Source organism: Streptomyces sp. NPDC001532, assembly GCF_040298625.1.
Taxonomy (GTDB): domain Bacteria; phylum Actinomycetota; class Actinomycetes; order Streptomycetales; family Streptomycetaceae; genus Streptomyces.
Genome location: NZ_JBEPAL010000027.1, coordinates 82,306 through 107,303 on the forward strand (window position 1 = coordinate 82,306; position 24,998 = coordinate 107,303).

Sequence of the window (24,998 nt, forward strand, 5' to 3'; positions counted from 1 at the left end):
TACTTCGGTCACTTCGGCGTCGTCGTACGGACGTCGCCGAATAGACGTATCGACACCCGATTCGGCTCCCTCCGGGGCCATCCGATGTCCGGTGGCCGCCATAAGCGGGTTCCGCGACACCCGAAGGTGACGCATGTTCATCTTCGAACTCGGGGATACCGGCGGTAACGACCGGCCCACCCCCCGTCGGGAGGAGCTGCCATGCCACGGCGTACCCCACGCACTGTGCTCGACAGACTGAGAACTCCCCACAGATTCCCCGGGTTCCTGAAGTCCGCATCCGTATGCGTCCTCGTTGCCGGCCTTTTGTCTCCGCTTTCCCGGGCGACGGCCGCCGACGCCGCGCCGGCCGCGCCGGCAGCCGTCGCCGACCACTGCGGCGGCCAGTGCTCGGACATCCTGCCGCCCGGCCAGAACGGCAACGCCACCCTCGCCCAGATCCTCCTCCACCAGGCCTTCGGCACCCGGCCCGCGCACACCGACGACCAACTCGGCCCGTACGCCGACCTCGCCACCGGCTACCCGAACCTCACCGGCGCCACCCTCGACGACTTCTTCGACGACGCCTCGTTCGGAGTCCCGGCCGACCAGGTCGCCTCCACCGTCAGGCCCGCCGGGCGCACCGACGTGACGATCGTCCGCGACAAGCGGACGGGCGTCCCGCACATCACCGGTACCACCCGTTACGGCACGGAGTTCGGCGCCGGCTACGCGGCCGCCCAGGACCGGCTGTGGCTGATGGACGTCTTCCGGCACGTCGGCCGCGGGCAGCTGACCTCGTTCGCGGGCGGCGCGGCCGCCAACCAGGGTCTGGAACAGGAGTTCTGGCGCAACGCGCCCTACACCGAGGCCGACCTCCAGGCACAGATCGAGGGCGCCGCGGCCCGGCACGGCGAGCGCGGCCGGCAGGCCCTGGCCGACGTGCACGCCTACGTCGACGGCGTCAACGCCTACATCGACGCCTCCGACGGCGGCCGCTACTTCCCCGGCGAGTACGTCCTGACCGGTCACAAGGACTCCCTCACCAACGCCGGCACCATCGAGCACTTCAAGCCCGCCGACCTCGTCGCCCTCGCCTCGGTCATCGGCGCGCTGTTCGGCTCCGGGGGCGGCGGCGAGGTGACCAACGCGCTGTCGCTGCTGGCCGCCCAGTCCCGGTACGGCGTCGCCGAGGGCACCCGGGTGTGGGAGTCCTTCCGGATGCGGAACGACCCCGAGGCCACCCTCACCGTCCACGACGGCAGCTTCCCCTACGCGGTCAGGCCCGCCGACCCCCAGGGCCTCGCCCTGCCCGACGCCGGCTCGGTGACCCGCGAACCGCTGGTGCACGACCGCACGGGCAGCGCCTCGGCCGCCCTCGCCGCCGAGACCTCGGCCGACGCCGCCGCGAACGCCGTCTCCTCCGCCCGGCGCGGCATGTCCAACGCCTTGGTGGTCAGCGGCGAGCACACCGCGAGCGGCCACCCGATCGCGGTCTTCGGCCCGCAGACCGGCTACTTCGCGCCGCAGCTGCTGATGCTCCAGGAGCTCCAGGGCCCCGGCATCAGCGCCCGCGGCGCCTCCTTCGCGGGCCTGAGCTTCTACGTCGAGCTGGGCCGCGGCCAGGACTACGCGTGGAGCGCGACCACCTCCGGCCAGGACATCATCGACACCTACGCCGTCGAGCTGTGCCAGGACGACCACCACTACCTGCTGCGCGGCGTGTGCACCCCGATGGAGAAGGTGGAGCGCAAGAACGCCTGGAAGCCCACCATCGCCGACGGCACCGCGGCCGGCTCGTACACCATGCGGGTCTGGCGCACCGAGTACGGTCCCGTCACCCATCGCGCGACCGTCGGCGGCAAGAAGGTCGCCTACACCACCCTGCGCTCTTCCTTCCTGCACGAGGCCGACTCCATCATCGGCTTCCAGATGCTGAACGACCCCGGACACGTCAAGGGCCCGGAGAGCTTCCAGAGCGCGGTGCAGCACATCAACTACACCTTCAACTGGTTCTACGCCGACTCCTCGCACACCGCGTACTACAACAGCGGCGACAACCCGGTGCGGGCGAGCGGCGTCGACGCCGACTTCCCGGTGTGGGCGCGGCCGGCGTACGAGTGGCGCGGCTGGGACCCGGCGGCCAACACCGCCGACTACACCCCGCCCGCCCAGCACCCGAACTCCATCGGCCAGGACTACTACATCTCCTGGAACAACAAGCCCGCCAGGGACTACGCCTCCGCGCCCTGGGGCAACGGCGCCGTGCACCGCGGCGATCTGCTGGAGGACCGGGTGCGCGAGCTGGTCGACGCGGGCGGGGTGACCCGGGTGTCACTGGTGAAGGCGATGGCCGACGCCGGTCTCGCCGATCTGCGTGCCGAGGACGTGCTGCCGAACCTGCTGAAAGTGATCGACAGCGCACCGCTCACCGACCCGGCCGCCGCCTCGGCGGTTAACAAGCTGCGGGCATGGCTGTCGGCCGGGAGCAAACGGGCCCAGACGTCGGCCGGTTCGAAGGCGTACGCGCACGCGGAGGCGATCCGGATCATGGACGCCTGGTGGCCGCTGCTGGTGAAGGCCGAGTTCGAGCCGGGTCTCGGCAGCGGCCTGTACACCGCGTTCACCGCGGGCCTGCCCGTCGACGAGTCCCCGTCGGCCGCCCACGGCCCGACCGGCGCGCACGCCGGCAGCGCCTTCCAGTACGGCTGGTGGAGCTATGTCGACAAGGATCTGCGCGCGGTCCTCGGAGAGCGGGTCCAGGGGCCGCTGGCCGACGAGTACTGCGGAGGCGGCGGCCTCACCGCCTGCCGCGACGCCCTGATCACCACCCTCAAGGAGGCGGCCGGAAAGACCGCCGCCCAGGTCTACCCCGGCGACGAGCACTGCGCGGCGGGCGACCAGTGGTGTGCCGACGCGATCGTCCACCGGGCCCTGGGCGGCATCGGCCACCGCACCGTCGGCTGGCAGAACCGGCCGACGTACCAGCAGGTCGTGGAGTTCACCTCGCACCGGTGAGGTGACGTGAGGGCGGCGGGTCAGCGGACGCGGCCCGCCGCCAGCACCAGCCGGGCCAGTTCGTCGTGCAGGATGTCGCCGTGCGCGCCCGCCGGCGGCTCGCCGCGCCGCACCACCGCCGAGGCGTCCACGTTGACGCACCCGGACCGGGGCAGCGGCGCGGCGAGCGCGTCGGCCAGGGTGAGCGCGCGGGTGCCCGGCACCGCCCGCACCCCGTCGTACCCCAGCGCACCCCACCGGGCGCCCAGCGCGCGGTCCACCACGGGCCCGGCGACGCCCCGGTCGTCGCCCGCCATCCGCGAGGCCAGCGGGTAGAAGGTGCCGAGCGCGCTGTCGTGCCGGGAGTGACAGCACACCAGCGGGCCGTCGATCCGGTTCTGCTGCCCGTGCAGCATCCCTCCGGCACGGGCGTCGTGGGGGAGCCGGGCGGCGAACGCGTAGTGCGAGAAGGCGCCCTGGAGCAGGGTCACGGACTTCACGGTGCGCACCCCCTCCGGCAGCCCGCGCAGCGCGAACGACACCAGCCGCGCCCCGAAGCTGTGCCCGACCAGATGCACCCGCACCTCGGGCGCCGCCGCCGCGAGCTGCCCGACGACCGGCCCGAGACCGCGCTCGCCGACGGTTCCCGCGCGGCGCTTCATCGCGTAGTACGTCGCCTGCCGCAGCAGTTCCTGGGCGCCCTCCCAGGGGTTGGGCAGCGCGAGTCCCGGCGCCGCCGTGCCGGGGTCGGCCAGGGCGCGGGCGAACTCCTCGCAGACGGCGGCGACCGGGGCGGAGAACATCAGCGGCTCGTCCTGCGGCACCCCTTCGGCGAGCGTGTCCGCCGCGAACAGCGCCTGCGGTCCGGGCGGCACCACCTCCACCAGCAGCCGGACCAGCCGCCCGAACTCCTCCAGCGCGGCCTCCTCGCGCGGCTGCTGGTCCAGCAGCCGCACCAGCCGGTCGATCACCGTCGCCCGGCCGGGGAAGGTGTCCACGAGCGCCTGCCGGGTGTCCTTGTCGACGGCCGGGCGGGGCGGCCGCTCGGCCGCCACCGCTCGTGGGAAGTCCGGGATCGGCTCGTCCGCGAACCGCATCGACGGCCACACCACCCCCGCGAAGCCGATCCGCGCCCGTGGCGCCAGCCGCGGGAACGGGGCGAAGAAGGCGCTGTAGAGACGGGTCGCGGCCGGGCGGTCGCTGTTCCAGCCGTGCGCGAGGACCACCAGGTCGCGGACACCGCGGTCCACGACCTGGTCGATGAGCCGGTCCCGCCGGCGCTCGTCGGCGTCACCGTCCGCGTCGAAGGTCAGCTCCCCGTACGGAGTCACACTCATCGCCGGATCCGCCATCGCCAGCCCCTTCGTCCCCCACGCGGGTGCGCCCCTCGGCGCATCGTCCTGCCAACGGGGGACCTTGGCCATACGTCACGGCCCGTCAGTACAGCAGGTACTCCTCGCGGACCTGCCGGAACGCGGCCAGCTCGGCCTGCCAGTCGGCGACCACGTCGTCGGTGTCCGCCCCGGCGTCGATCAGGGTGCGGACCCGGGTGGAGCCGGTGAGCTTGTCGATCCAGTTGTCCGGCCGCCAGGCGAAGCCCGGCCAGGTCCGCTTCGCGGTCACCAGCAGGGCGATCCCGGTGCGGACGGGATCGTAGGCGGCCCGGTCGTGGACGTGGAGCTGCACGCCGCCGACCGTCCTCCCCTGGAACTTGGAGAAGGTGGGCGCGAAGTACGCCTCCCTGAAGTGCACGCCCGGCAGCCCCAGTTCGTTCGCCGCGGCGGCCCAGCGGCCGTCGACGCCCTCCGCGCCCAGCAGCTCGAAGGGGCGGGTGGTGCCGCGGCCCTCGGAGAGGTTGGTGCCCTCGAAGAGACACGTCCCCGAGTACACCAGCGCGGTGTCCGGCGTCGGCATGTTGGGGCTCGGCGGCACCCACGGCAGTCCGGACGCGTCCTGGAACTCCGACCGCTTCCAGCCGGTCAGCCGCACCACGTCCAGCGGCACGGGCGTCTGGAGGAACTCCCCGTTGAACAGCCGGGCCAGCTCGCCGACCGTCATCCCGTGCGCCTGGGAGATCGGCTCCCGGCCGACGAAGGTGGCGAACTCCCGGTGCAGCACGGGCCCGAGCGCGGCGCGGCCGGTGACCGGGTTCGGCCGGTCGAGGACGACGAACCGCTTGCCGGCGAGCCGGGCCGCCGCCATGCAGTCGTAGAGGGTCCAGATGTACGTGTAGAAGCGGGCGCCGACGTCCTGGATGTCGAAGACGACGGTGTCCGCGCCCGAGGCGGTGAACACGTCGGCGAGGGGCTGACCGCTCTTGAGGTAGGTGTCGTACACCGGCAGGCCGGTGGCGGGGTCGTCGTGGCGGCCTTCGGAGCCGCCGGCCTGGGCGGTGCCGCGGAAGCCGTGCTCGGGGCCGAAGACGGCGGTGAGGTTCACCCGGTCGTCGGCGTGCATGACGTCGACGATGTGGCGGGCGTCGCGGGTGATGCCGGTGGGGTTGGTGACGATGCCGACCCGCTCGCCGCGCAGGCTCTCGTACCCGTCCTGGGCGAGGCGTTCGAAACCGGCGCGGAGTCTGCGGCCCCGCGGGGCCGCGTGCGCCGTCCCGCTCGACGTCGTGGCGGCGGTGAGCGCTGCGGTGCCTGCCAGCAGGGTGCGTCTGGACAGCTTCATGCGGTGACCTCCCTGGTGAGTGGAGTGCCCCCCGAGGTTCGTCCACCGACCCTTCCCTTGTCACATACCGACTGGTTAGTCTGACGTCTCGCGGGGGCGCAGAGCCGTGTCGCGTCGTGTCGAAGGAGACCGATGGTGGAAGCCGTGCAGGGTGCGGGAGTGGTGGTCACCGGAGCCGGTGGCGGGATCGGGGCCGCGCTGGCCCGGCGGTTCGCCGCCGCGGGCGCGCGGGTCGTCGTCAACGACCTGGACGCCGTGAAGGCCAAGGCCGTCGCCGAGGAGATCGGCGGGACCGCCGTGCCCGGGGACGCCTCCGCGATCGTCGCCGAGGCGTGCGACGCGCTGGGCGGCACGGTCGACGTCTACTGCGCCAACGCCGGGATCGCCTCCGGCGGTTCGGAGGCGGCCGGCGAGGACGTCTGGGGCCTCGCCTGGGACGTGAACGTCATGGCCCACGTACGGGCGGCGCACGCGCTGCTGCCGCAGTGGCTGGAGCGCGGCGGCGGACGGTTCGTGTCCACCGTCTCGGCCGCCGGGCTGCTCACCATGATCGGGGCCGCGCCCTACAGCGTCACCAAGCACGGCGCGTACGCCTTCGCCGAGTGGCTGTCGCTCACCTACCGGCACCGGGGCGTGAAGGTGCACGCCATCTGCCCGCAGGGCGTGCGCACCGACATGCTCACCGCCAGCGGCAGCGCCGGCGACCTGGTGCTCGCGCCGACCGCGATCGAGCCGGACGCCGTCGCCGACGCGCTGTTCCGCGGCATCGAGGAGGACCGGTTCCTGATCCTGCCGCACGCCGAGGTGGCCGGCTACTACCAGGCGCGGGCCGCCGACCCCGACCGCTGGCTGGGCAACATGAACCACCTCCAGCAGAAGTGGGAGGCCGCACGGTGACCGGCTCCCGGTACGCGGCCAAGCCCTGGCTGGACCTGCTCACCGAGGCCCAGAAGGCACCCGTCGACCCGGCGGACTCCCTGGTGCACGCCCTGCGCCGGTCGGCCGCCGAAGCCCCGGACCGGACCTTCCTCGCCTACTTCGACGGGCGGCTGAGCCACCAGGAGACCGACCGGCTCAGCGACTCGGTCGCCGGACACCTCGCCGCCCGCGGCCTGGAACGCGGCGACCGGGTCGCCGTACTCCTCCAGAACTCCCCGCACTTCGTGCTCGCCGTGCTGGGCGCCTGGAAGGCCGGCGCGGTCGTGGTGCCGGTCAACCCGATGTACAAGTCGGGCGAGGTCGGCCATGTGCTGCGGGACGCCGAGGTCGCGGCGCTGATCTGTTCCGACCGGGCCTGGGAGGGCTATCTGCGCGACACGGCGAAGGACTCGCCGGTGCGGATCGTGCTCACCGGCTGCGAGCTGGACTTCCAGACCCGCGGCGACACCCGCGTACTGGGCTTCGACCGGCTTCCGCAGGCCGCCGACGCCGACGACCTGACCGCCGTGGCCCGCGCCGGACACGCCGCGCCCGAAGGACGCGACCCGAAGCCGGACGACCTCGCGTTGATCAGCTACACCTCCGGCACCAGCGGCACCCCCAAGGGCGCCACCAACACCCACCGCAACATCATGCACAACGCCGAACGGCAGCGGACCGGGCTCCCGCTGCCCGAGGCACCGGTCTACTTCGCCCTCGCGCCGCTGTTCCACATCACCGGCATGGTCTGCCAGTTCGGCGCCGCGCTGAACAGCGCCGGCACACTGGTCCTGGCGTACCGCTTCGAGGCCGGGGTCGTGCTCGACACCTTCGCCGAGCACCGGCCGCACTACACCGTCGGCCCGTCCACCGCGTTCATGGCGCTGGCCGCGCACCCGTCGGTCACCCCGGACCACTTCTCCTCCTTCCGGGTGATCTCCTCCGGCGGCGCCCCGCTGCCGCCCGCGCTGGTGGAGAAGTTCCGGGCCGGATTCGGGCCGTACATCCGCAACGGCTACGGACTCACCGAGTGCACCGCGCCCTGCGCCTCCGTGCCGCCGCACCTGGAGGCGCCCGTCGACCCGGCCTCCGGGACCCTCGCGGTGGGCGTGCCAGGGCCCGACACGGTCGTCCGGATCGTCGACGAGCAGGGCGCCGAGGTGCCGTTCGGCGAGCAGGGCGAGATCGTGGTGCGCGGCCCGCAGGTCGTACCCGGCTACTGGCGGCGGCCCGACGCCACCGCCGAGACCTTCCCCGACGGCGAGCTGCGCACCGGCGACATCGGCTTCATGGACGCCCAGGGCTGGCTCTACGTCGTCGACCGCAAGAAGGACATGATCAACGCCTCCGGCTTCAAGGTCTGGCCGCGCGAGGTCGAGGACGTGCTCTACACGCATCCGGCGGTGCGCGAGGCGGCGGTCGTCGGGGTGCCCGACGGGTATCGCGGGGAGACCGTCAAGGCGTACATCAGCCTCCGTCCGGACGCCGACACGGACCCGGACGAACTCGCGGCCTGGTGCAAGGAGAGACTGGCCGCCTACAAGTACCCGCGGCAGGTCGAGATCCTGCCCGACTTGCCGAAGACGGCGAGTGGGAAGATCCTCCGTCGGGAACTGCGTTCCCGCACGCAGGACAATCGGTAAGGCAACAGGAAAGGCAGGTGGCGGCAGTGCCCAGGACGACGGACGGTGACGGGGCCCCGGTACCGCAGCGGCTGCTGGCCGCCGCCACCCGGCTCTTCGCCGAGCGGGGCTACGACCGCACCTCGGTGCAGGAGATCGTCGAGGCGGCCGGCGTCACCAAGGGCGCGCTGTACCACTACTTCGGCTCCAAGGACGATCTGCTGCACGAGGTGTACGCCCGGGTGCTGCGCCTCCAGCAGGAGCGCCTGGACACCTTCGCGGGCGCCGACGAGCCGGTCGAGAAGCGGGTGCGGGACGCGGCGGCGGACGTCGTGGTCACCACCATCGACAACCTGGACGACGCGTCCATCTTCTTCCGCTCCATGCACCATCTGAGCCCGGAGAAGAACAAGCAGGTGCGCGCGGAGCGGCGGCGCTACCACGAGCGCTTCCGCGCGCTGATCGAGGAGGGCCAGGAGGCGGGCGTGTTCTCCAAGGAGACCCCCGCCGACCTGGTGGTGGACTACCACTTCGGCTCGGTCCACCACCTGTCCACCTGGTACCGCCCCGACGGCTCGCTCACCCCGCAGCAGGTCGCCGACCACCTGGCCGACCTGCTGCTGCGGGCGCTGCGGCCGTAGGCCACGGCTCCGGGCGCGGGTGAGGGGCGGCTGCCGCGGCGGCCGCCCCTCACGCGTGTCTCACACGTACTTCTTCAGCTCCCGCCGGGCCAGCGAGCGCTGGTGCACCTCGTCCGGGCCGTCCGCGATCATCAGCGTCCGCGCCCCGGCGTACAGCTCGGCCAGCGGGAAGTCCTGGCTGACGCCGCCCGCACCGTGCAGCTGGATCGCCCTGTCGATGATGTCGACGACCGCGCGGGGTGTGGCGATCTTGATGGCCTGGATCTCCGCGTGGGCGCCGCGGTTGCCGACGGTGTCCATCAGCCAGGCCGTCTTCAGCACCAGCAGCCGCAGCTGCTCGACCGTCACCCGCGCGTCCGCGATCCAGTTGTGCACCACGCCCTGCTGGGCCAGCGGCTTGCCGAAGGCCTCGCGGGAGACGGCCCGCCGGCACATCAGCTCGATGGCCCGCTCGGCCATGCCGATCAGCCGCATGCAGTGGTGGATCCGGCCCGGACCGAGCCGGGCCTGCGCGATGGCGAAGCCGCCGCCCTCCTCGCCGATCAGGTTGGACACCGGCACCCGCGCCCGGTCGAAGACCACCTCGGCGTGGCCGCCGTGCCAGTGGTCCTCGTAACCGAAGACCTGCATGGCCCGCTGGACGGTGACGCCCGGGGTGTCGCGGGGGACCAGCACCATGGACTGCTGGCGGCGGATGTCCGCGCCGTCGGGATCGGTCTTGCCCATCACGATGAAGATCTTGCAGTCCGGGTTCATCGCCCCGGAGATGTACCACTTGCGGCCGGTGATGACGTACTCGTCGCCGTCGCGCTCGATGTGCGTGGTGATGTTGGTGGCGTCCGAGGAGGCCACCTCCGGCTCCGTCATCGCGAACGCCGAGCGGATCTCGCCGGCGAGCAGCGGCTCCAGCCACTGCTTGCGCTGCGCCTCGTCACCGAACTGCGCCAGCACCTCCATGTTCCCGGTGTCCGGGGCGGCGCAGTTGGTGGCGGTCGGCGCCAGCTGCGGGCTGCGGCCGGTGATCTCGGCGAGCGGCGCGTACTGGAGGTTGGTGAGGCCGGCGCCGTACTCGGCGTCCGGCAGGAAGAGGTTCCACAGGCCCTGCCGCTTCGCCTCCGCCTTCAGGTCCTCGACGACCGCCGGGGTCTCCCACGGCGAGCCGAGCCGGGCCCGCTGCTCGTGGGCGAGAGCCTCGGCCGGATGGACGTGCTCGTCCATGAAGGCGAGCAGCTTGGCACGCAGCTCCTCGGTGCGCGCGTCGAACGCGAAGTCCATGTCCCGTCAGCCTTCCTGGAGGGTCGTCAGACCGTGCTGGATGAAGACCGGCACCAGATCGCCGATGCGGTCGAAGCCGCGGCCGACGGTCTGGCCCAGCGTGTAGCGGTAGTGGATGCCCTCCAGGATCACGGCGAGCTTGAACCAGGCGAACGCCGTGTACCAGGAGACCTGGGAGACGTCGCGCCCGGAGCGCGCGGCGTACCGCTCGATCAGTTCGGAGGGGGCCGGGTGGCCGGGGGCCTCGGCGGTGGTGGAGACCGGCGAGTCGGGCATGCCCAGCGGCATGCTGTACATCACCAGCAGCCCGAGGTCGGTCAGCGGGTCGCCGAGCGTGGACATCTCCCAGTCGAGGATCGCCTTGATCCGGTCGTCGTCGCCGATCAGGACGTTGTCCAGGCGGTAGTCGCCGTGCACCACGGCCGGGGCGGGGGAGCGGGGCAGGTCGCGGCCGAGCGCGGCGTGCAGCTCGTCGATGCCGGCCAGGTCGCGGTTGCGGGAGGCGTCCAGCTGCTTGCCCCAGCGGCGCAGCTGGCGGTCGAGGAAGCCCTCGGGGCGGCCGAAGTCGGCGAGGCCCACCTCGGCGGGGTCCACCGCGTGCAGCTCGACGAGGGTGTCCACCAGGCCGAGCGCGACCTCGCGGGTGCGCTCGGGGCCGAGCGGGGCGAGCTGGTCGGCGGTGCGGTACGGGGTGCCCTCGACGAACTCCATGACGTAGAACGGCGCCCCCAGCACCTCCTCGTCCTCGCACAGCAGCAGCGGCCGCGGCACCGGTACGTTCGTCGGGTGCAGGGCGCTGATGACCCGGTGCTCGCGCCTCATGTCGTGCGCGGTGGCCAGCACATGGCCGAGCGGGGGGCGCCGTACCACCCAGGTGGAGGTGCCGTCGGTGACCCGGTAGGTCAGGTTCGACCGACCGCCCTCGATCAGCCGGCCGGTGAGGGGGCCGTGCACGAGACCGGGGTGCTCACGGTCGAGCAGGGCGCGCAGCCGGTCGGGATCGAGACCTGGCGGGTGGTCGGCACTCATCGTCGCTCCTACGGACGCGGGAACAGGGCAGGACCCGACTCATGATGCCGACCGGTCGGTATGCCGTCCAGTAGGAGGACCGAACGTGATCAGGGCCACCTCGGCCGGACGGCTCCCCGCGAGGGTGCGGGGAGCCGTCGGAAGCCGCCCGGCGGACGGCTCAGTGGTCGTCCCAGTGGCCCTCGTGGGCGGCGTGGCGATGGCCGTCGTGGAGGTAGTCGATGTGGTCGCCGTGCAGCACCGTGGAGTGGCCGCAGCCGTCGCCGTGCCGGTGCTCGTGGCTCTGATGGGTGGTGTGCGCGGCGGGCTCGCACTCGTCCCAGTGGCCGCCGTGCTCGCGGTGCAGATGGCCGTTGTGGGCGTAGTCGACGTGGTCGCCGTGCGGGACCTCGGTGTGTCCGCAGGCGGGGCCGTGGGCGTGGGTGTGGGCACTGTGTTCCTGGTGGGCGGTGGTCATGGGGGCTCACTTCCATGGCTGGGGCCGAGCGTGCGGCGGTGTCGGTCGCGGTGTGGGTCGCGGTGTCGGCCGCGGTGTCGTTCAAAAGGGGCATATGCCGACATTCAAGGTTGCATGGTTTCCCAGTACCCCGCAGTCTCGGCGGCATGAAAGCGATCAGTTACCGCCGCTACGGCGGAGCCGACGTCCTGGAGTACGGCGAGCTGCCCGACCCCAAGGTCGGGCCCGACTCCGTGCTGGTGAAGGTACGGGCGGCGGCCGTCAACCCCGTCGACCACAAGTGCCGCGAGGGCCGGCTGGACGGCATCCTCGACGCCGTCTTCCCCGTGGTCCCCGGCTGGGACGTCTCGGGGGTCGTCGTACGGCTCGGCGCCGCCGTCACCGAGTTCGCGCCCGGCGACGAGGTCGTCGGATACGTACGCGAGGACTTCCTCTCCCGCGGCACCTTCGCCGAGTACGTCGCGGCACCGCTGCGCACACTGGCCCGCAAGCCGCGCGCCCTCTCCTTCGCGGCGGCGGCCGGGCTGCCGCTGACCGGGCTCACCGCGCACCAGACGCTGGTGAAGGTGCTCGAGGTGAAGCCCGCCGAGACGGTCCTGGTGCACGCCGCCGCGGGCGGGGTCGGCTCGATGGCCGTGCAGCTGGCCCGCCATCTGGGCGCCCGGGTCATCGGTACGGCGAGCGAGCGCAACCACGACTACGTCCGCTCCCTGGGCGGCGAGCCCGTGACCTACGGCGACGGCCTGACCGGGCGGGTGCGGGCGCTGGCGCCCGGCGGAGTGGACGCGGTCCTCGACACCGTCGGCGGCGACGCGCTCAAGGCCTCGGCGAACGTACTGGCCCCGGAGGGCCGGATGGTCTCCATCGCCGACGGCGACGTCGTCGGCTACGGCGGCCGCTACCACTTCGTCCGCCCCGACGCCGCCGACCTGGCCCACCTCTGCGACATGGCCGACCGCGGAGTGCTCTGCGTGCACGTCTCGGAGACCTTCCCGCTGGACCGCGCGGCGGACGCCCACCGGCGCAGCGAGGAGGGGCGGACCCGGGGGAAGATCGTGGTGACGGTGGACTGAGACGCGAGGCGGTCCGTGGCGCGGAGCGTCCGGCGGGGGTTCCGCCGATGAGTTCACCGGCCTCGGACGGTCTACCCGGCGACACGACCGTTCGCGACAGGAGTGCCATGTCCACCATCCAGCCGGTGATCGTGACCGCCGCCCACGACGTCCTGCTCGGCTTCTACACGGAACTCTTCGGCGCCGAGGAGATCTTCCGGGTCCCGGCGGACGGCCCCGTCTTCTACCTCGGCCTGCGGATCGGCGACACCGACATCGGGCTGGTGGCCAGGGCGGACGCGGGGGCCGGGGCGGCGTCACGGATCCTGCTCAGCATCGGTGTCGACGACGTCGACGAGACGCTCGGCCGGGTCGAGGCGCTCGGCGGCTCGGTCCGCGGCGGCCCGAACGACATGCCATGGGGACAGCGCGTCGCCCACATCCAGGACCCCGACGGCAACCCGGTGAACCTCACCCAGCCGATCCCGGCCCGGTGACGCCGTCCCCCGGGATGCTCGCCGACAGGACATCCGCCAGGGCCTGTCTGACAATTCCCGCCTGCTCCGCGGTGCCTGGCCAGGCCCTAGGGGGCGTCTCGCCGATCATGCCGGGCTCCCGGCGTGATCGACGAGACACCCCCTAGAGCAGCAGGGCCGTCGCGCACACCGCCAGGGCCACCGTGCACAGCGTGGTGGCCGTGGCGCGGCGGGGGGAGAGGGGCGGCGGGTGCGGGGTGGCCGTGAGGGTGCGGATGCGGCGGTGGGCCAGGGCCAGGAACGCCAGCCAGAGGACACAGCACAGGGCGCAGACGGTGACCCCCGCCGGGGACGGGCCGTCGCGCAGCGCCGTCCGTATCGCGAGTACGGCGGCGACCGTGCCGGAGAGCGTCGTCCGCCGCCAGGCCAGCCGGGTCCGCTCGGGTTGCAGCCCCGGGTCCCGCTCCGCCGCCCGGGCCTCGCTCATCCGTCCCACCCGACGAGGACGACGACGACCATCGCGACCGCCACCACCGCGACGACCAGGCTCAGCACCGCCGGGAACCGGGACACCGGCAGGTCCTCGCCGCGGCGCATGGCCCGCTCGCAGCGGATCCAGTGGTTGACCGCGCGCAGGGAGCACAGCACGCCGGCCGCCAGCAGCGCCAGCGCCAGGCCGACCCGCCAGCCCCAGCGCAGGTCCGGGAGGAACTGGTCCACCGCGAAGCCGCCACCGATCAGCGCGAGGGCGGTGCGCAGCCAGGCCAGGAAGGTGCGCTCGTTCGCCAGCGAGAAGCGGTAGTCCGGGGTACCGCCTTCGTCCCGGATCCGCGCGGGCGCGAACCACAGCCGGACGTTACGCAGGAGTTCGATCACGCGTACGACAGTACCCGGCGCCGTACGAAGGGGCAGGTCAGCCCGTGGCCCGGTGGGCGAGGAGGCGCTCGTAGGCCGCCAGCCCGTCCGGCACCCACTCCCACCGCGGAAGGCGCTCCGCCAGCTCATCCTCGGGCAGGAAGGCGTGCCAGGCGACCTCCTCGGCCTGAGGGCGCACCGGAAGGTCGCAGCGCACCTCGTAGACCGCCGACCACCAGGCGTGGCCGGCGCCGTTGTCGTAGAGGAACTTGAAGAGGAACCGGGGCCGGGGCAGTCCGCTGACGCCCAGCTCCTCCTCGGCCTCGCGCAGCGCCGCGTCGTCGTACGCCTCGCCCGCGCCGACCACACCGCCGACGAACATGTCGTACAGCGACGGGAAGACCAGCTTGGTCGGGGTGCGCCGGTGGACGAAGATCCGGCCCTGCGCGTCGCGCGCCTGGATGAACACGCACCGGTGCTTCAGGCCCCGCGCGTACACCTCGCCGCGCGGGCGCTGCCCGATCACGCGGTCGTGCTCGTCGACGACGTCCAGGATCTCGTCCGCGGCGCTCATGGCTTCATCCAAGCAGGTCCGGCCGCTCAGCCGGGCTGGAGGGCCCGGACGCGCGCCGGTGCGGCGGCGACGGCGCCCTGCGGCATCGCGGGATGCCGGCCCAGCAGCACGATGCCGCCCACCACGGCCGCGAGCCCCGCGGCCTCCCAGGCCAGCGCGCCCGCGTCGGTGTGCAGCCGGTCGCCGAGGAAGCCGACGCCGCAGAGGATGCCGGCCAGCGGCTGGGCGGCGGTGAGCGCGGGCAGCGAGGTGCGCAGCGGCGCGGCCTCGAAGGCGCTCTGCACCAGCAGCAGCCCCGTCACCCCGAGCAGCAGCACGGCGTACGGCTGCCAGGTGGTCAGCAGCTCGGCCGCGCCGCCGGCGGCGAACCGCTGGCCGCTCACCCGCGTCAGCGCGTCCTGCACGCCGTACAGCAGCCCCGCCGCCAGTGCCAGCAGCACCGGTGCCGAGCCGCCGAGGCGGGCGCGGCGGGCGCAGGCGGTCAGCAGCAGCGCCGTCCCGACCATCGCGCCGATGATCAGCCAGTGCCGCAGCGGTTCGGTGACCGCGCTGCCGCCGCGCGGCTCACCGGCCACCAGGAACGCGGTCACCCCGCCCGCCAGCAGGAGGAGCCCGGCCCAGCCCCGGCGGCCGAGCGGCTGCCGGGTGCGGTGCCGGGACAGGGCGAGGGCGAAGAGCAGATTGGTCGCGAGCAGGGGCTCCACCACGGAGATCTCGCCCTGGCCGAGCGCGACCGCGCCGAGCGCCATGCCGACGACCATCAGACCGATGCCGCCGAGCCAGCTGGGCACCTTCATCAGGTCCAGCAGCAGGCGCGGCGAGAGGAAGTCACCGAGAGGTGCGCGCTGGGCCGCGTTCTGCTGGAGCACGAAGCCGAAGCCGAGGCAGCAGGCGGCGCTCAGGGCGAGCACCAGAACCGAGATGGACAAGCTGCTCCCTGGGTGATCATTCGGCGGTGCCGGGACAAAAGGGGTGCGTCGGCCATGCTGCGCGGCCCGGCGGGCCCGCGCTATGACGTACGTCACCCCCGATGGCCGTCCGGAGGCGGAGTCGATCTCGGCGTCGAGGCAAGTCCCTTTTCCCGCAGGTTCGTTGACGCGTGTCATGTGCCGCCGGAGCTTGACGGAAACCGTTGACTGAGGGTTTGCTGTGCGTGATCACCCGATGGCACAGACCAATCCGAGTCACAGGCCAATCCGAGTCAGCCCAGCGAAATCCCCGAGGAAGTCCAGAGGTGTCCCCGCCCCCGCCTCCCTTCGGTCGCGGCCGCAAGAGAGCGGACGGGGCCTACGACTCGGCACTCGACGACACCGAGCTGGCTGACGCCCGCGCCGCCCTCGCCCAGGGCCGCTGGCAGGCGGCCCGCTCCCTGCTCGCCCGCACCGGCGACGACTGGGACCGGCGCGGACACCGCGCCACCGTCCTCGCCGGCGAGTCCTACAGCGCCGCCTGGGCCCGCGAGTGGCTGCTCGCCGAACCCGACTCCGCCGACGCCGCCGTCCTGCTCGCCCTCGCCCTGGTCCGGCGGGCCGTCCGCGGCAAGGAGAAGCCCGACCGGGCCCGCGAGGCCTGCCGCGACGCCGCCGAACGCGTCCCCGCCGACCCCACGCCCTGGCTCGGCCTGCTCCTGCTGGAGCGCCACCTCGGCGGCGAGGCGGACGTCGTACGGACCTTCGAGCATGTGCGGGCGCGGTACGCCGACCACCACCACGCGCACCATCTGATGGTCGCCCGGCTCGCCGAGCGGCGCGCCGAGGCCGGCTCCGACCCGCTGCACGAGGTGTACGACTTCGCCGCCTGGGCCGCCGAGCAGGCCCCCGCGGACTCGCCGCTGGCGATCCTGCCGGTGGTGGCGCACGCCGAGCGCTACCGGGTGCTGGCCGGCGCCGGCTTCGAGCCCGCCGACCCGGCCGCCTCCGGGCACTGGACCGGCCGCCGGGCCCGGCAGGTGATGAAGGCCGCGTTCGACTGGTGGCTGGAGTGGGAGCACGAGGGCCATCCGCGCCGCCTGGTCGATCTGAACTTCCTCGCCCACGCCAAGTACTGCGAGGGCCGGGGCGCCGAGGCCGCCGCGCTGTTCCACCGCATCGGCGAACACGCCACCCCCGAGCCGTGGTCCTACCCGGACCGCGACCCGCTCGCCGCCTTCCGTGCCGCCCGCGACAACGCGCTCGGCACGGTGTGAACCACCCCCCATGTGACACCCCGCACGGCCGGCCTCCACCCCGGTCAGCCCTCACCCCGGTCAGCCCTCACCCCGACAGCCCTCACCCCGACAGAAGGACGGTCTTCGATGACGACGGGCAGTTCGAGCACGAGAAAGAGCGACAACCCGGCGGACGCCGGCGGCATCAGCACCTTCAAGGGCCAGGAGCGGGCGCTGCGCGCCGACCGCCTCGGTACGGGCGGCCTGCTGCTCTCCGTCCTCGCGGCGACCGCTCCCCTCATGGTGGTCGCGGGTGTCATGCCCACCACATTCGCGGTGATGGGGATCGTCGGCCAGCCGCTGCTCTTCGTCATCCTGGGCGTGGTGCTCGTCCTGTTCGGCATCGGCTACGCCGAGATGAGCCGGCACGTCCACAACGCGGGCGCCTTCTACGCCTACATCTCCCGCGGCCTCGGCGGCACCGCCGGCGCCAGCGCCTCCTTCGTCGCCCTGGCCGCCTACAGCGTCCTCCAGGTCGGCATCTACGGGATCTTCGGCTTCGAGGTCGCCGGGCTCTTCGCCACCTACGCCGAGACAGAGATCGCCTGGTGGATACCGGCGCTGATCGCGGTGGTTGTGGTCGGCGCGCTCGGCTGGCTGAAGATCGACGTCAACGCGCGCGTGCTCGGCGTCCTCCTGCTGATCGAGCTGGTCCTGGTGGTCGTCTTCGACGTCGCCGCCGTCGCCGACCCCGGCCCGCAGGGCCTGTCGCTGGCCGCGTTCGACCCCGGCACGCTCACCGGCGCGGGCGTCGGCACCGCCCTGTGCTTCTGCATCGCCGCCTTCACCGGCTTCGAACAGGCCCCCGTGTACGCCGAGGAGACCAGCCGCCCGCACATCCTGGTGCCGCGCGTGATGTTCCTCGCCGTCGGCTTCGTCGCCGTCTTCTTCGCCCTCAGCTCCTGGGCGCTCACCGTGGCCACCGGGCCCGACAAGATCGTCGGCACCGCGCGGGAGCAGAGCGCCGGACTGCTGTTCTTCCTCACCGAGTCCCGTCTCGGCGGCGCCTTCACCGACGTCCTGCACGTCCTCTTCGTGACCGGCATGTTCGCGGCACTGCTCAGCTTCCACAACGTCGTCGCCCGCTACGCCTTCGCCATGGGCCGCGAGGGCCTGCTGCCGCGCACCTTCGGCCGGACCACCGGCGCCGGCGGCGCGCCCGGCATCGGCTCGCTGCTCCAGACCGTGATCTCCGCGGTGATCGTCATCGCCTTCGCCCTCGCCGACGACAAGCCGGCCGGCGACCCGACCGAGCCCGTGCTGCACCTGTTCACCTGGGGCGGCAACGTCGGCGCGCTGGGCGTCATCCTGCTGATGGCGACCGCCTCCCTGTCCGTGGTGGTCTTCTTCGCCCGCCGGGGCGCCGCGGGCGCGCAGGCCTGGCGGCTGGTCACCTCCGCGCTCGCCGGGATCTCCCTGCTGGTGATCGCCGGGTACACGGTGAAGGACTTCGACGTGCTGGTCGGGTCCGGCCCGGAGTCGGCGCTCAGCTGGATACTGCCCGGCATCATCGCGGTCGCCGCGGTCGCCGGAGCCGTCCTCGGCCTGATCCTCCGCTCCCGCGCCCCCGAGGTCCACGCCCGCATCGGCCTCGGCAACGAGGCGTTCCAACTGGACAGGGAGGCGGACGGGCAGGCGTGAGGCCCCGATCCGGGGGCCGCGGGCCGCGGGGCCGTGGAGGCGTGGCTCGGTCGGTCGTGGCGCGGCGGTCCGCTCGGCGGTGACGCTGTCGTCCGTCCGGCCATGAGGCTGTTCGCGTGGCCGTGGCTCGCTCGCCGTGCGGGGTCGTCCGCGCGGCCGTGGCGGCGCCGGCGTCCGTCCGGCTGTGAGGCAGTGGTCCGCGCGCGGCCGTGGCGCGTCGCCCGCGCGGCCGTGGCGCTGAGTCCGTCCGCCGGCGCGTTGGTGCGCGGCCGTGACGCCGTGGTGCGTCCGCGGTGGCGGGGCGCCCGTCCGGCCGTGAGGCCATGGTCAGCCCGGCCGTGGCACCGCTGTCCGCTCGGCCGTGGCGCCGTCGTCCGCCTGGCCGTGACGCGGCCCGTGCCGTGTCCATGCCGTCCGCACGGCGTCCACGCCGTCCCTGCGAGCCACCACGCCGTCCCTGCGGACCACCACGCCGTCCGTACGTAGGCCTCGCCGTCAAAGCGACGCCTCCGCCGTCCGAGCGTGCCCTCGCCGGCCACGTGACGCCTCCGCCGTCCGAACGGTGCCCTCGCCACCCGCCCGAGGGCACCCGCCTTGCTTACGGAACCCTGACGCGTGTCCGTGGCCCCTGGTCCCCTCCAGGGTGTGGGTGCTCGAATGGCAGGGTGAGCATCGGACAATCCGAGGAGGAGGGCCGCCCGGTCGGGCGGCGGGTCTTCCTCGGCACCCTCGGCCTGGGCGCCCTCGGCGTGGTCGCCGCGCCCACCCTCCAGCGCGGACTGGAGTCCTTCCTCGGCGGCGCCGCCGACAAGGACCCCACCGGTCTGACCGGTCTGCTGCCGAACGGCGGCGGCTTCCGCTACTACTCGGTCGCCTCCTCCGTACCGCGCAAGGACGCCACCGACTACCGCCTGACCGTCGACGGACTGGTCGACCGCCCCGCCGTCCACACCCTCGCCGACCTCCGGAGCATGCCGCGGACCCGGCTGGTGCGGGACGTGCAGTGCGTGACCGGCTGGCGGGTGCCGGACACCCCGTTCGAAGGGGTGCGGCTGTCCCGGCTGCTGGACGCCGCGGGCGTCCGGCCCACCGCCCGCGCGGTCCGCTTCACCTGCTTCGACGGCACGTACACCGAGAGCCTGACCCTCGACCAGGCCCGCCGCCCGGACGTGCTGGTCGCGCTGCGGATGCGGGACGAGGACCTGAGCCACGCCCACGGCGGCCCCGTCCGCCTCTACGTGGCGCCCATGTACTTCTACAAGTCCGCCAAGTGGCTCTCCGGCATCACCGTCACCGAGGACGTCGAGCCCGGCTACTGGGAGAAGCGCGGCTACGACGTCGACGCCTGGGTCGGCCGGTCGAACGGACGGGACGATGACCCCACGAGCTGACGCCCCGCCCACCGCCCGGATCCCGCGCTTCAGCGCCGCCGAGCGCTGGACCCACCGGGTCACGGCCGCGCTCATGGGCGTCTGCGTGCTGACCGCGGCCTGCCTGTACATCCCGGAACTCGCCCAGCTCGTCGGCCGCCGGGCCCTCGTCGTCACCGTCCACGAGTGGGCCGGGCTCGCCCTGCCCGTACCGGTGCTGGCGGCCCTCGCCTCCCGGGCCTTCCGCGCCGACCTGCGCCTGCTCAACCGCTTCGGCCCGCACGACCGCCGCTGGCTGCGCGCCGTCGTACGCCGCGACAAGCGGCCCGGGGCCCGCCCGGCGGGAAAGTTCAACGCCGGTCAGAAGGTATACGCGGCCTGGATCGCGGGAGCCACGCTGGTGATGCTCGGCACCGGGCTGCTGATGTGGTTCACCCACCTCACCCCGCTCAGATGGCGCACCAGCGCCACCTTCGTCCACGACTGGCTCGCCCTCACCATCGGCATCGTCCTCGCCGGCCACATCGGCATGGCTCTCGCCGACCCGGAGTCCCGTCGCGGCATGCGGACCGGAGCGGTGGGCCGGGAGTGGGCGGAACGCGAGCATCCGCTGTGGCGGCCGTGAGGAGGACACAGCGGCGAACGGCCCGCTCCCTGCCGTGAGCGGGGAGCGGGCCGTTCGTTCGCGGTGCGCCGCGGGTGAGCGCGGGGTACCGCCGGATGATCAGCGGCAGCAGCTAGATGATCAGGGACAGCAGCAGCACCAGCGCGCCCGCGACCACCGAGATGATCGTCTCCATCACCGACCAGGTCTTGACCGTCTGGCCGACGGACAGACCGAAGTACTCCTTCACCAGCCAGAAACCGGCGTCGTTGACATGGCTGAAGAAGAGCGAGCCGGCGCCGATGGCGAGGACCAGCAGGGCGGCGTGGGTCGTCGACATGTCGGCGGCCAGCGGGGCGACGAGACCCGCCGCGGAGACGGTGGCCACCGTCGCCGAACCGGTCGCCAGCCGGATCGCCACGGCGATCAGCCAGGCCAGCAGCAGGGCCGGGATCGACCAGTCCTCGGATATGTCCAGGACCATCTGGCCGACGCCCGAGTCGATCAGCGTCTGCTTGAAGCCGCCGCCCGCGCCGACGATCAGCAGGATGCCGGCGATCGGCGCGAGGCCCTTCTCGACCATCCCGGAGACGCGCTCCTTGGAGAACCCGGCGGGACGGGCCAGCGTGAAGATGCCGACCAGCACGGCGGCCAGCAGGGCGATCAGCGGGGAGCCGATCACGTCGAAGACGCGCTGGACGGTGTTCTCGGGGTCGTCGACGACGATGTCCACGAGCGCCTTGGCGAGCATCAGCACGACCGGCAGCAGGATGGTCGCCAGCGTCGCGCCGAAGCTCGGCCGCTTCTCCAGGTCGTCCGAGGCGCGCTGCGGGATCATCCGGTCCGGGGCCGGGACGTCGACCCAGCGGGCGGCGAACCGGGCGAAGACCGGACCGGCGATGATCACCGTCGGGATGGCGACCAGCACGCCGAGCGCCAGCGTCACACCGAGGTTGGCCTGGACGGCGTCGATCGCGACCAGCGGGCCGGGGTGCGGCGGCACCAGTCCGTGCATCACCGAGAGACCGGCCAGCGCGGGGATGCCGATGCGCATCAGGGAGTAGTTGCCGCGCTTGGCGACCATCAGCACCACCGGGATCAGCAGGACGACGCCGACCTCGAAGAACAGCGGCAGACCGATCACCGAGGCGATCAGCACCATCGCCCACGGCATGGAGCGGCCGCTCGCCCTGGCGAGGATGGTGTCGACGATCTCGTCGGCGCCACCGGAGTCGGCGAGCATCTTGCCGAGGATCGCGCCGAGCGCGATCAGCACGCCGACGCCGGCCACGGTGGTGCCCAGTCCGGTGGTGAAGCTGGCGATCGCCTTGTCGAGCGGCGCCCCGGCGAAGGCGCCGAGCGCCAGTGAACCGATGGTCAGCGCCAGGAAGGCGTGGAGCTTGAATTTCGTGATGAGCAGGACGATGAGGGCGATGCCCGCCAGCACGGCGATGCCCAGCTGCGCATGACCGGCCGAGGTGATGGGCTCGACGGTGTCCGCTGCCAGCATCTCGACGCTGAGTCTGGTCACGGGTGTTCCCTTGCAGGTACGGGGATGGGGGAGAGGGTGCCCGGGGGCCGGGCGAGGGGGGTGGAACCGGGGCGACGGGGCCCGCCGGTAGGTCTGACGGCCGGGTATACCGGGCCGGGGCGACCTGGCCGGGGTCCACCGGGCCGGGTGCTACCGGGCCGGGTCGGGGAGCTCGTCCAGCGCCAGCACGGCCCGCTGGGTGATCTCCTCGGGGCCGCCGGCGACGTCGACGCGGACGCCCGCCTCGTCGGCCTGGAGCGGCTCCAGCGTGGCGAACTGGGAGTCGAGCAGCGCGGTCGGCATGAAGTGGCCCTGCCGGTGCGACATCCGGTCCTCGATGAGGGCGCGGTCCCCGGCGAGGTGCACGAAGACCAGTCCGGGCGCGGCGGCCCGCAGCCGGTCCCGGTACGACCGCTTCAGCGCGGAGCAGCTGACCACCCCACCGAGTCCGGCCCGGCCGTCCGCCCAGCCACCGATGGCGTCCAGCCAGGGGAGGCGGTCCTCGTCGGTGAGCGGGGTGCCGGCCGACATCTTGGCGATGTTGGCCGGGGGGTGGAAGTCGTCGCCCTCGGCATAGGGGACGCCGAGCCGGGCGGCGAGCAGAGGACCAATGGTGGTCTTGCCGGTGCCCGCGACGCCCATGACCACGACGACGTGGGGGGTCTTCATCGCTGCCTCGCTGTCTTCGTCGACACGGTGATGTCGAGCTACTGAAACCTATTAGGTACGACTAATTCAAGAGCCTGTGATGAATAAGTCTGACTTTTTGATCGCGTGACCCGCCCCGTACGCTGAGTGCATGAGCACAGCGGGCCGAGGGCTGCACGGCCGAGTACTGGACACCCTTGGTCCCGAGATCACCGCGGGCGAGTACCCGCCGGGCAGCGTGCTGCGCACCGACGAACTGGCGCAGCGCTTCGACGTCTCACGGTCCGTGATGCGCGAGGCGGTGCGGGTGCTGGAGTCGATGCACCTGGTCGAGTCCCGGCGCCGGGTGGGCGTCACGGTCCGGCCCAAGGCCGAGTGGAACGTCTACGACCCGCAGGTCATCCGCTGGCGGCTGGCCGGCGCCGACCGGCCGCACCAGCTGCGCTCGCTCACCGTGCTGCGCTCCTCGATCGAGCCGGTGGCCGCGCGCCTGGCCGCCCAGCACGCCACCGCCGAACAGTGCGCGGAGCTGACCGAGTGCGCGCTGGGCATGGTCGCCAACTCGCGCGGACACCAGCTGGAGGGATATCTCCTCCACGACGTCGCCTTCCACCGGGTGATCCTCACCGCCTCCGGCAACGAGATGTTCGCCCGGCTCGGTGATGTGGTCGCCGAGGTGCTCACCGGCCGTACCCAGCACGACGTGATGTTCGAGGACCCCGACCCGGCCGCCGTCACCCTGCACGTCCGCGTCGCGGAGGCGGTGCGCGCCCGGGACGCGGAGCGCGCCGAGGCGCTGACCCGGGAGATCACCGTCGGCGCGCTCCAGGAGCTGGACATCCTGGCGCCCTGAGAGAGCCACGAGAGACGTCCCTCAGTCGTCGAGGAAGTCCCCGTCGACGTACGTCCACGCCCCGTCGACCCGCTCGAACCGGCTGCGCTCGTGCAGCGCGCCGCCCCGGAACGAGGCGCGGAACGTCACCGTGCCGGTGCTGTGGAAGGCCGTTCCGTCGCCGGTGTCCAGGATCTCCAGGCCCGTCCAGCGCATCCCCGGGTCGAAGTCGACCCGCGGCGGGCGCGTGCGGGGATGCCAGGTGCGCAGCAGATAGGCCTCGTCCCGCCGCACGAACGCGCTGTAGCGCGAGCGCATCAGCCGCTCGGCGGTCGGCGCCGTGCCCTCACCCCGGTGGAACCGGCCACAGCACTCCTCGTACGTCTGCGCGAGACCGCACGGACACGCGGGGTCCGGGACGGGGGCGGTGGCGGCGGTGCGGCGCCGGGGCTGCGAGCTGCGACGGGACATGCGCCCCATTGTGCTGCACCGCCGGCCGCGCGTGCCGCGCCGAGCCCGCCGCGAGGACGGGCCGGGAAACCGGCGTCCACCAGGGCGCTCGCGCAACCGGCGTTACCAGCCGTCGCCTCCGGGTACCAACTGGTCGGCACGACAACGCGGTTGGCCCTGACTCGGCCGCGAGGAGCCGCGACGAGCCGCGACGAGCCGCGACGACGGAAGGAGACCGGAGATGGCCAAGCCGCTGAGCGCGTCCAAGATGGTGGAGATCCTGCGGGCAGAGGGCCTGACGGTCCACGAGGTCCGCGACTGGCGCACCCACAACCGCAACCACAAGGGCCCCTGGGGACCGGTCAACGGGGTGATGATCCACCACACCGTCACCTCCGGCACCGCCGCCTCCGTCGACATCTGCTACGACGGCTACGCCGGGCTGCCCGGCCCGCTCTGCCACGGCGTCATCGACAAGAAGGGCCATGTCCACCTCGTCGGCAACGGCCGCGCCAACCACGCGGGCCTCGGCGACGGCGACGTCCTGCGCGCCGTGATCGACGAGAGCCCGCTGCCGCCGGACAACGAGGCCGACACCGACGGCAACCAGCACTTCTACGGCTTCGAGTGCATCAACCTCGGCGACGGCGAGGACCCGTGGCCCGAGGCGCAGAAGGAGGCCATCGAGAAGGCCGCCGCCGCGATCTGCCGCCACCACGGCTGGAGCGAGAAGTCCGTCATCGGCCACCTGGAGTGGCAGCCCGGCAAGATCGACCCGCGCGGCTTCACGATGAGCGGCATGCGCCGGCGTATCGGCGACCGGCTGCGGACCGGCGGAGGCGGCACCACACCGACCCCGCCCGCACCCGCCTACGAGCCCTTCCCCGGCGCCGACTTCTTCCGCGCCGGCCGCACCTCACCGGTCATCACCGCGATGGGCCGAAGACTGGTCGCCGAAGGCTGCGGCCGCTACGAGCAGGGCCCCGGCCCCGAGTGGACCGAGGCCGACCGCCTCTCCTACGCCGCCTGGCAGCGCAAACTCGGCTACAGCGGCACCGACGCCGACGGCATCCCCGGCCGCGCCAGCTGGGACCGGCTGAAGGTGCCGAACGTACCCAACTGACCGGCGGCGGGCGGACGGCGGTACCGGGCGGGCGGGCCGAGT

The 24,998-nt window shown here is 72.9% G+C and carries 24 protein-coding genes; 12 read left to right on the forward strand and 12 right to left on the reverse strand.

Annotated elements, in window-relative coordinates; genetic code table 11:
- The first annotated feature begins 201 nt into the window (after nucleotides 1-201).
- On the forward strand, nucleotides 202-2,997 hold the full coding sequence (locus ABT232_RS23975; RefSeq protein ID WP_351843173.1) for a penicillin acylase family protein: 2,796 nt from the start codon (nucleotides 202-204) through the stop codon (nucleotides 2,995-2,997).
- Nucleotides 2,998-3,017: 20 nt separating this feature from the next.
- Here the strand turns inward: ABT232_RS23975 and ABT232_RS23980 are convergent, their stop codons facing one another.
- On the reverse strand, nucleotides 3,018-4,328 hold the full coding sequence (locus ABT232_RS23980) for a serine-threonine protein kinase (protein ID WP_351843175.1): 1,311 nt from the start codon (nucleotides 4,326-4,328) through the stop codon (nucleotides 3,018-3,020).
- Nucleotides 4,329-4,413: 85 nt separating this feature from the next.
- Complete coding sequence (locus tag ABT232_RS23985) at nucleotides 4,414-5,652, reverse strand: exo-beta-N-acetylmuramidase NamZ family protein (protein WP_351843177.1); 1,239 nt, start codon at nucleotides 5,650-5,652, stop codon at nucleotides 4,414-4,416.
- A gap of 132 nt (nucleotides 5,653-5,784) precedes the next feature.
- Between ABT232_RS23985 and ABT232_RS23990 the strand changes: the two genes are divergently transcribed.
- From ABT232_RS23990 to ABT232_RS24000, 3 genes are read left to right on the forward strand one after another with little or no spacing between them, the layout of a single operon-like run.
- A complete protein-coding gene (locus ABT232_RS23990; protein ID WP_351843179.1) occupies nucleotides 5,785-6,549 on the forward strand; it encodes an SDR family oxidoreductase in 765 nt (254 codons plus the stop codon).
- On the forward strand, nucleotides 6,546-8,213 hold the full coding sequence (locus tag ABT232_RS23995; protein WP_351843181.1) for a class I adenylate-forming enzyme family protein: 1,668 nt from the start codon (nucleotides 6,546-6,548) through the stop codon (nucleotides 8,211-8,213). Before ABT232_RS23990 ends, ABT232_RS23995 begins: the two co-directional genes overlap by 4 nt.
- Before the next feature lie 26 nt (nucleotides 8,214-8,239).
- Entirely contained in the window at nucleotides 8,240-8,833 is a 594-nt protein-coding gene (locus ABT232_RS24000) for a TetR/AcrR family transcriptional regulator (protein WP_351843183.1), read from the forward strand.
- A gap of 60 nt (nucleotides 8,834-8,893) precedes the next feature.
- Here ABT232_RS24000 and ABT232_RS24005 read toward each other — a convergent pair whose 3' ends face one another.
- The 3 genes from ABT232_RS24005 to ABT232_RS24015 all read right to left on the reverse strand — a co-directional run bounded on the left by ABT232_RS24005 (nucleotide 8,894) and on the right by ABT232_RS24015 (nucleotide 11,594).
- A complete protein-coding gene (locus tag ABT232_RS24005) occupies nucleotides 8,894-10,108 on the reverse strand; it encodes an acyl-CoA dehydrogenase family protein (protein ID WP_351843185.1) in 1,215 nt (404 codons plus the stop codon).
- Between the two features lie 6 nt (nucleotides 10,109-10,114).
- Nucleotides 10,115-11,137 carry a phosphotransferase family protein gene (locus tag ABT232_RS24010; RefSeq protein WP_351843187.1) on the reverse strand — a complete coding sequence of 341 codons (1,023 nt, stop codon included), beginning with the start codon at nucleotides 11,135-11,137 and terminating at the stop codon, nucleotides 10,115-10,117.
- 160 nt (nucleotides 11,138-11,297) lie between these two features.
- Nucleotides 11,298-11,594 (reverse strand): hypothetical protein, encoded by a 297-nt coding sequence (locus ABT232_RS24015; RefSeq protein ID WP_351843188.1) that lies wholly within the window; start codon nucleotides 11,592-11,594, stop codon nucleotides 11,298-11,300.
- Nucleotides 11,595-11,740: 146 nt separating this feature from the next.
- Here ABT232_RS24015 and ABT232_RS24020 point away from each other — a divergent pair, with 146 nt between their 5' ends.
- Nucleotides 11,741-12,667 carry an NADP-dependent oxidoreductase gene (locus ABT232_RS24020; protein ID WP_351843190.1) on the forward strand — a complete coding sequence of 309 codons (927 nt, stop codon included), beginning with the start codon at nucleotides 11,741-11,743 and terminating at the stop codon, nucleotides 12,665-12,667.
- A gap of 107 nt (nucleotides 12,668-12,774) precedes the next feature.
- Nucleotides 12,775-13,143 carry a VOC family protein gene (locus ABT232_RS24025; RefSeq protein ID WP_351843192.1) on the forward strand — a complete coding sequence of 123 codons (369 nt, stop codon included), beginning with the start codon at nucleotides 12,775-12,777 and terminating at the stop codon, nucleotides 13,141-13,143.
- 142 nt (nucleotides 13,144-13,285) lie between these two features.
- Here the strand turns inward: ABT232_RS24025 and ABT232_RS24030 are convergent, their stop codons facing one another.
- From ABT232_RS24030 to ABT232_RS24045, 4 genes are read right to left on the reverse strand one after another with little or no spacing between them, the layout of a single operon-like run.
- Nucleotides 13,286-13,609 carry a DUF202 domain-containing protein gene (locus tag ABT232_RS24030; RefSeq protein WP_351843194.1) on the reverse strand — a complete coding sequence of 108 codons (324 nt, stop codon included), beginning with the start codon at nucleotides 13,607-13,609 and terminating at the stop codon, nucleotides 13,286-13,288.
- Nucleotides 13,606-13,998 carry a YidH family protein gene (locus tag ABT232_RS24035; RefSeq protein ID WP_351843196.1) on the reverse strand — a complete coding sequence of 131 codons (393 nt, stop codon included), beginning with the start codon at nucleotides 13,996-13,998 and terminating at the stop codon, nucleotides 13,606-13,608. The genes ABT232_RS24030 and ABT232_RS24035 overlap by 4 nt, the downstream gene beginning before the upstream one ends.
- Before the next feature lie 37 nt (nucleotides 13,999-14,035).
- Nucleotides 14,036-14,551 (reverse strand): NUDIX hydrolase, encoded by a 516-nt coding sequence (locus ABT232_RS24040; RefSeq protein ID WP_351843198.1) that lies wholly within the window; start codon nucleotides 14,549-14,551, stop codon nucleotides 14,036-14,038.
- A gap of 26 nt (nucleotides 14,552-14,577) precedes the next feature.
- Complete coding sequence (locus ABT232_RS24045; RefSeq protein WP_351843200.1) at nucleotides 14,578-15,480, reverse strand: DMT family transporter; 903 nt, start codon at nucleotides 15,478-15,480, stop codon at nucleotides 14,578-14,580.
- A gap of 305 nt (nucleotides 15,481-15,785) precedes the next feature.
- Between ABT232_RS24045 and ABT232_RS24050 the strand changes: the two genes are divergently transcribed.
- The 4 genes from ABT232_RS24050 to ABT232_RS24065 all read left to right on the forward strand — a co-directional run bounded on the left by ABT232_RS24050 (nucleotide 15,786) and on the right by ABT232_RS24065 (nucleotide 20,393).
- Nucleotides 15,786-16,736, forward strand: a complete 951-nt coding sequence (locus ABT232_RS24050) for a hypothetical protein (RefSeq protein ID WP_351843202.1) — start codon at nucleotides 15,786-15,788, stop codon at nucleotides 16,734-16,736.
- A gap of 108 nt (nucleotides 16,737-16,844) precedes the next feature.
- Nucleotides 16,845-18,398, forward strand: coding sequence for an APC family permease (locus ABT232_RS24055; RefSeq protein ID WP_351843204.1), 1,554 nt, complete (start codon nucleotides 16,845-16,847; stop codon nucleotides 18,396-18,398).
- A 665-nt stretch (nucleotides 18,399-19,063) separates the two neighbouring features.
- A complete protein-coding gene (locus ABT232_RS24060; protein ID WP_351843206.1) occupies nucleotides 19,064-19,789 on the forward strand; it encodes a molybdopterin-dependent oxidoreductase in 726 nt (241 codons plus the stop codon).
- Nucleotides 19,773-20,393 (forward strand): cytochrome b/b6 domain-containing protein, encoded by a 621-nt coding sequence (locus tag ABT232_RS24065; protein ID WP_351843208.1) that lies wholly within the window; start codon nucleotides 19,773-19,775, stop codon nucleotides 20,391-20,393. The genes ABT232_RS24060 and ABT232_RS24065 overlap by 17 nt, the downstream gene beginning before the upstream one ends.
- Nucleotides 20,394-20,505: 112 nt before the next feature.
- On the opposite strand, the gene ABT232_RS24070 is transcribed toward ABT232_RS24065, so the two are convergent.
- Nucleotides 20,506-21,903 carry a GntP family permease gene (locus tag ABT232_RS24070; RefSeq protein WP_351843210.1) on the reverse strand — a complete coding sequence of 466 codons (1,398 nt, stop codon included), beginning with the start codon at nucleotides 21,901-21,903 and terminating at the stop codon, nucleotides 20,506-20,508.
- A 150-nt stretch (nucleotides 21,904-22,053) separates the two neighbouring features.
- On the reverse strand, nucleotides 22,054-22,572 hold the full coding sequence (locus ABT232_RS24075) for a gluconokinase (protein ID WP_351843212.1): 519 nt from the start codon (nucleotides 22,570-22,572) through the stop codon (nucleotides 22,054-22,056).
- A gap of 130 nt (nucleotides 22,573-22,702) precedes the next feature.
- On the opposite strand from ABT232_RS24075, the gene ABT232_RS24080 reads away from it, so the two are divergent.
- Nucleotides 22,703-23,404: a FadR/GntR family transcriptional regulator gene (locus ABT232_RS24080; protein WP_351843214.1), complete on the forward strand. Its 702-nt coding sequence runs from the start codon at nucleotides 22,703-22,705 to the stop codon at nucleotides 23,402-23,404.
- A gap of 21 nt (nucleotides 23,405-23,425) precedes the next feature.
- Here ABT232_RS24080 and ABT232_RS24085 read toward each other — a convergent pair whose 3' ends face one another.
- Nucleotides 23,426-23,854, reverse strand: a complete 429-nt coding sequence (locus tag ABT232_RS24085; RefSeq protein WP_351843216.1) for a YchJ family protein — start codon at nucleotides 23,852-23,854, stop codon at nucleotides 23,426-23,428.
- Nucleotides 23,855-24,074: 220 nt separating this feature from the next.
- Between ABT232_RS24085 and ABT232_RS24090 the strand changes: the two genes are divergently transcribed.
- Entirely contained in the window at nucleotides 24,075-24,956 is an 882-nt protein-coding gene (locus ABT232_RS24090; protein ID WP_351843218.1) for a peptidoglycan-binding protein, read from the forward strand.
- The last annotated feature ends 42 nt before the right edge of the window (nucleotides 24,957-24,998 follow it).

Coding starts and splice junctions, on each gene's coding strand:
- ABT232_RS24025 (WP_351843192.1), top strand. CDS start 12,775: ATGTCCACCATCCAGCCGGTGATCGTGACCGCCGCCCACGACGTCCTG.
- ABT232_RS23975 (WP_351843173.1), top strand. CDS start 202: ATGCCACGGCGTACCCCACGCACTGTGCTCGACAGACTGAGAACTCCC.
- ABT232_RS24015 (WP_351843188.1), bottom strand. CDS start 11,594: ATGACCACCGCCCACCAGGAACACAGTGCCCACACCCACGCCCACGGC.
- ABT232_RS24005 (WP_351843185.1), bottom strand. CDS start 10,108: ATGGACTTCGCGTTCGACGCGCGCACCGAGGAGCTGCGTGCCAAGCTG.
- ABT232_RS24010 (WP_351843187.1), bottom strand. CDS start 11,137: ATGAGTGCCGACCACCCGCCAGGTCTCGATCCCGACCGGCTGCGCGCC.
- ABT232_RS23980 (WP_351843175.1), bottom strand. CDS start 4,328: ATGGCGGATCCGGCGATGAGTGTGACTCCGTACGGGGAGCTGACCTTC.
- ABT232_RS23985 (WP_351843177.1), bottom strand. CDS start 5,652: ATGAAGCTGTCCAGACGCACCCTGCTGGCAGGCACCGCAGCGCTCACC.
- ABT232_RS24040 (WP_351843198.1), bottom strand. CDS start 14,551: ATGAGCGCCGCGGACGAGATCCTGGACGTCGTCGACGAGCACGACCGC.
- ABT232_RS24055 (WP_351843204.1), top strand. CDS start 16,845: ATGACGACGGGCAGTTCGAGCACGAGAAAGAGCGACAACCCGGCGGAC.
- ABT232_RS24065 (WP_351843208.1), top strand. CDS start 19,773: ATGACCCCACGAGCTGACGCCCCGCCCACCGCCCGGATCCCGCGCTTC.
- ABT232_RS23990 (WP_351843179.1), top strand. CDS start 5,785: ATGGTGGAAGCCGTGCAGGGTGCGGGAGTGGTGGTCACCGGAGCCGGT.
- ABT232_RS24090 (WP_351843218.1), top strand. CDS start 24,075: ATGGCCAAGCCGCTGAGCGCGTCCAAGATGGTGGAGATCCTGCGGGCA.
- ABT232_RS24080 (WP_351843214.1), top strand. CDS start 22,703: ATGAGCACAGCGGGCCGAGGGCTGCACGGCCGAGTACTGGACACCCTT.
- ABT232_RS24075 (WP_351843212.1), bottom strand. CDS start 22,572: ATGAAGACCCCCCACGTCGTCGTGGTCATGGGCGTCGCGGGCACCGGC.
- ABT232_RS24020 (WP_351843190.1), top strand. CDS start 11,741: ATGAAAGCGATCAGTTACCGCCGCTACGGCGGAGCCGACGTCCTGGAG.
- ABT232_RS24030 (WP_351843194.1), bottom strand. CDS start 13,609: ATGAGCGAGGCCCGGGCGGCGGAGCGGGACCCGGGGCTGCAACCCGAG.
- ABT232_RS24085 (WP_351843216.1), bottom strand. CDS start 23,854: ATGTCCCGTCGCAGCTCGCAGCCCCGGCGCCGCACCGCCGCCACCGCC.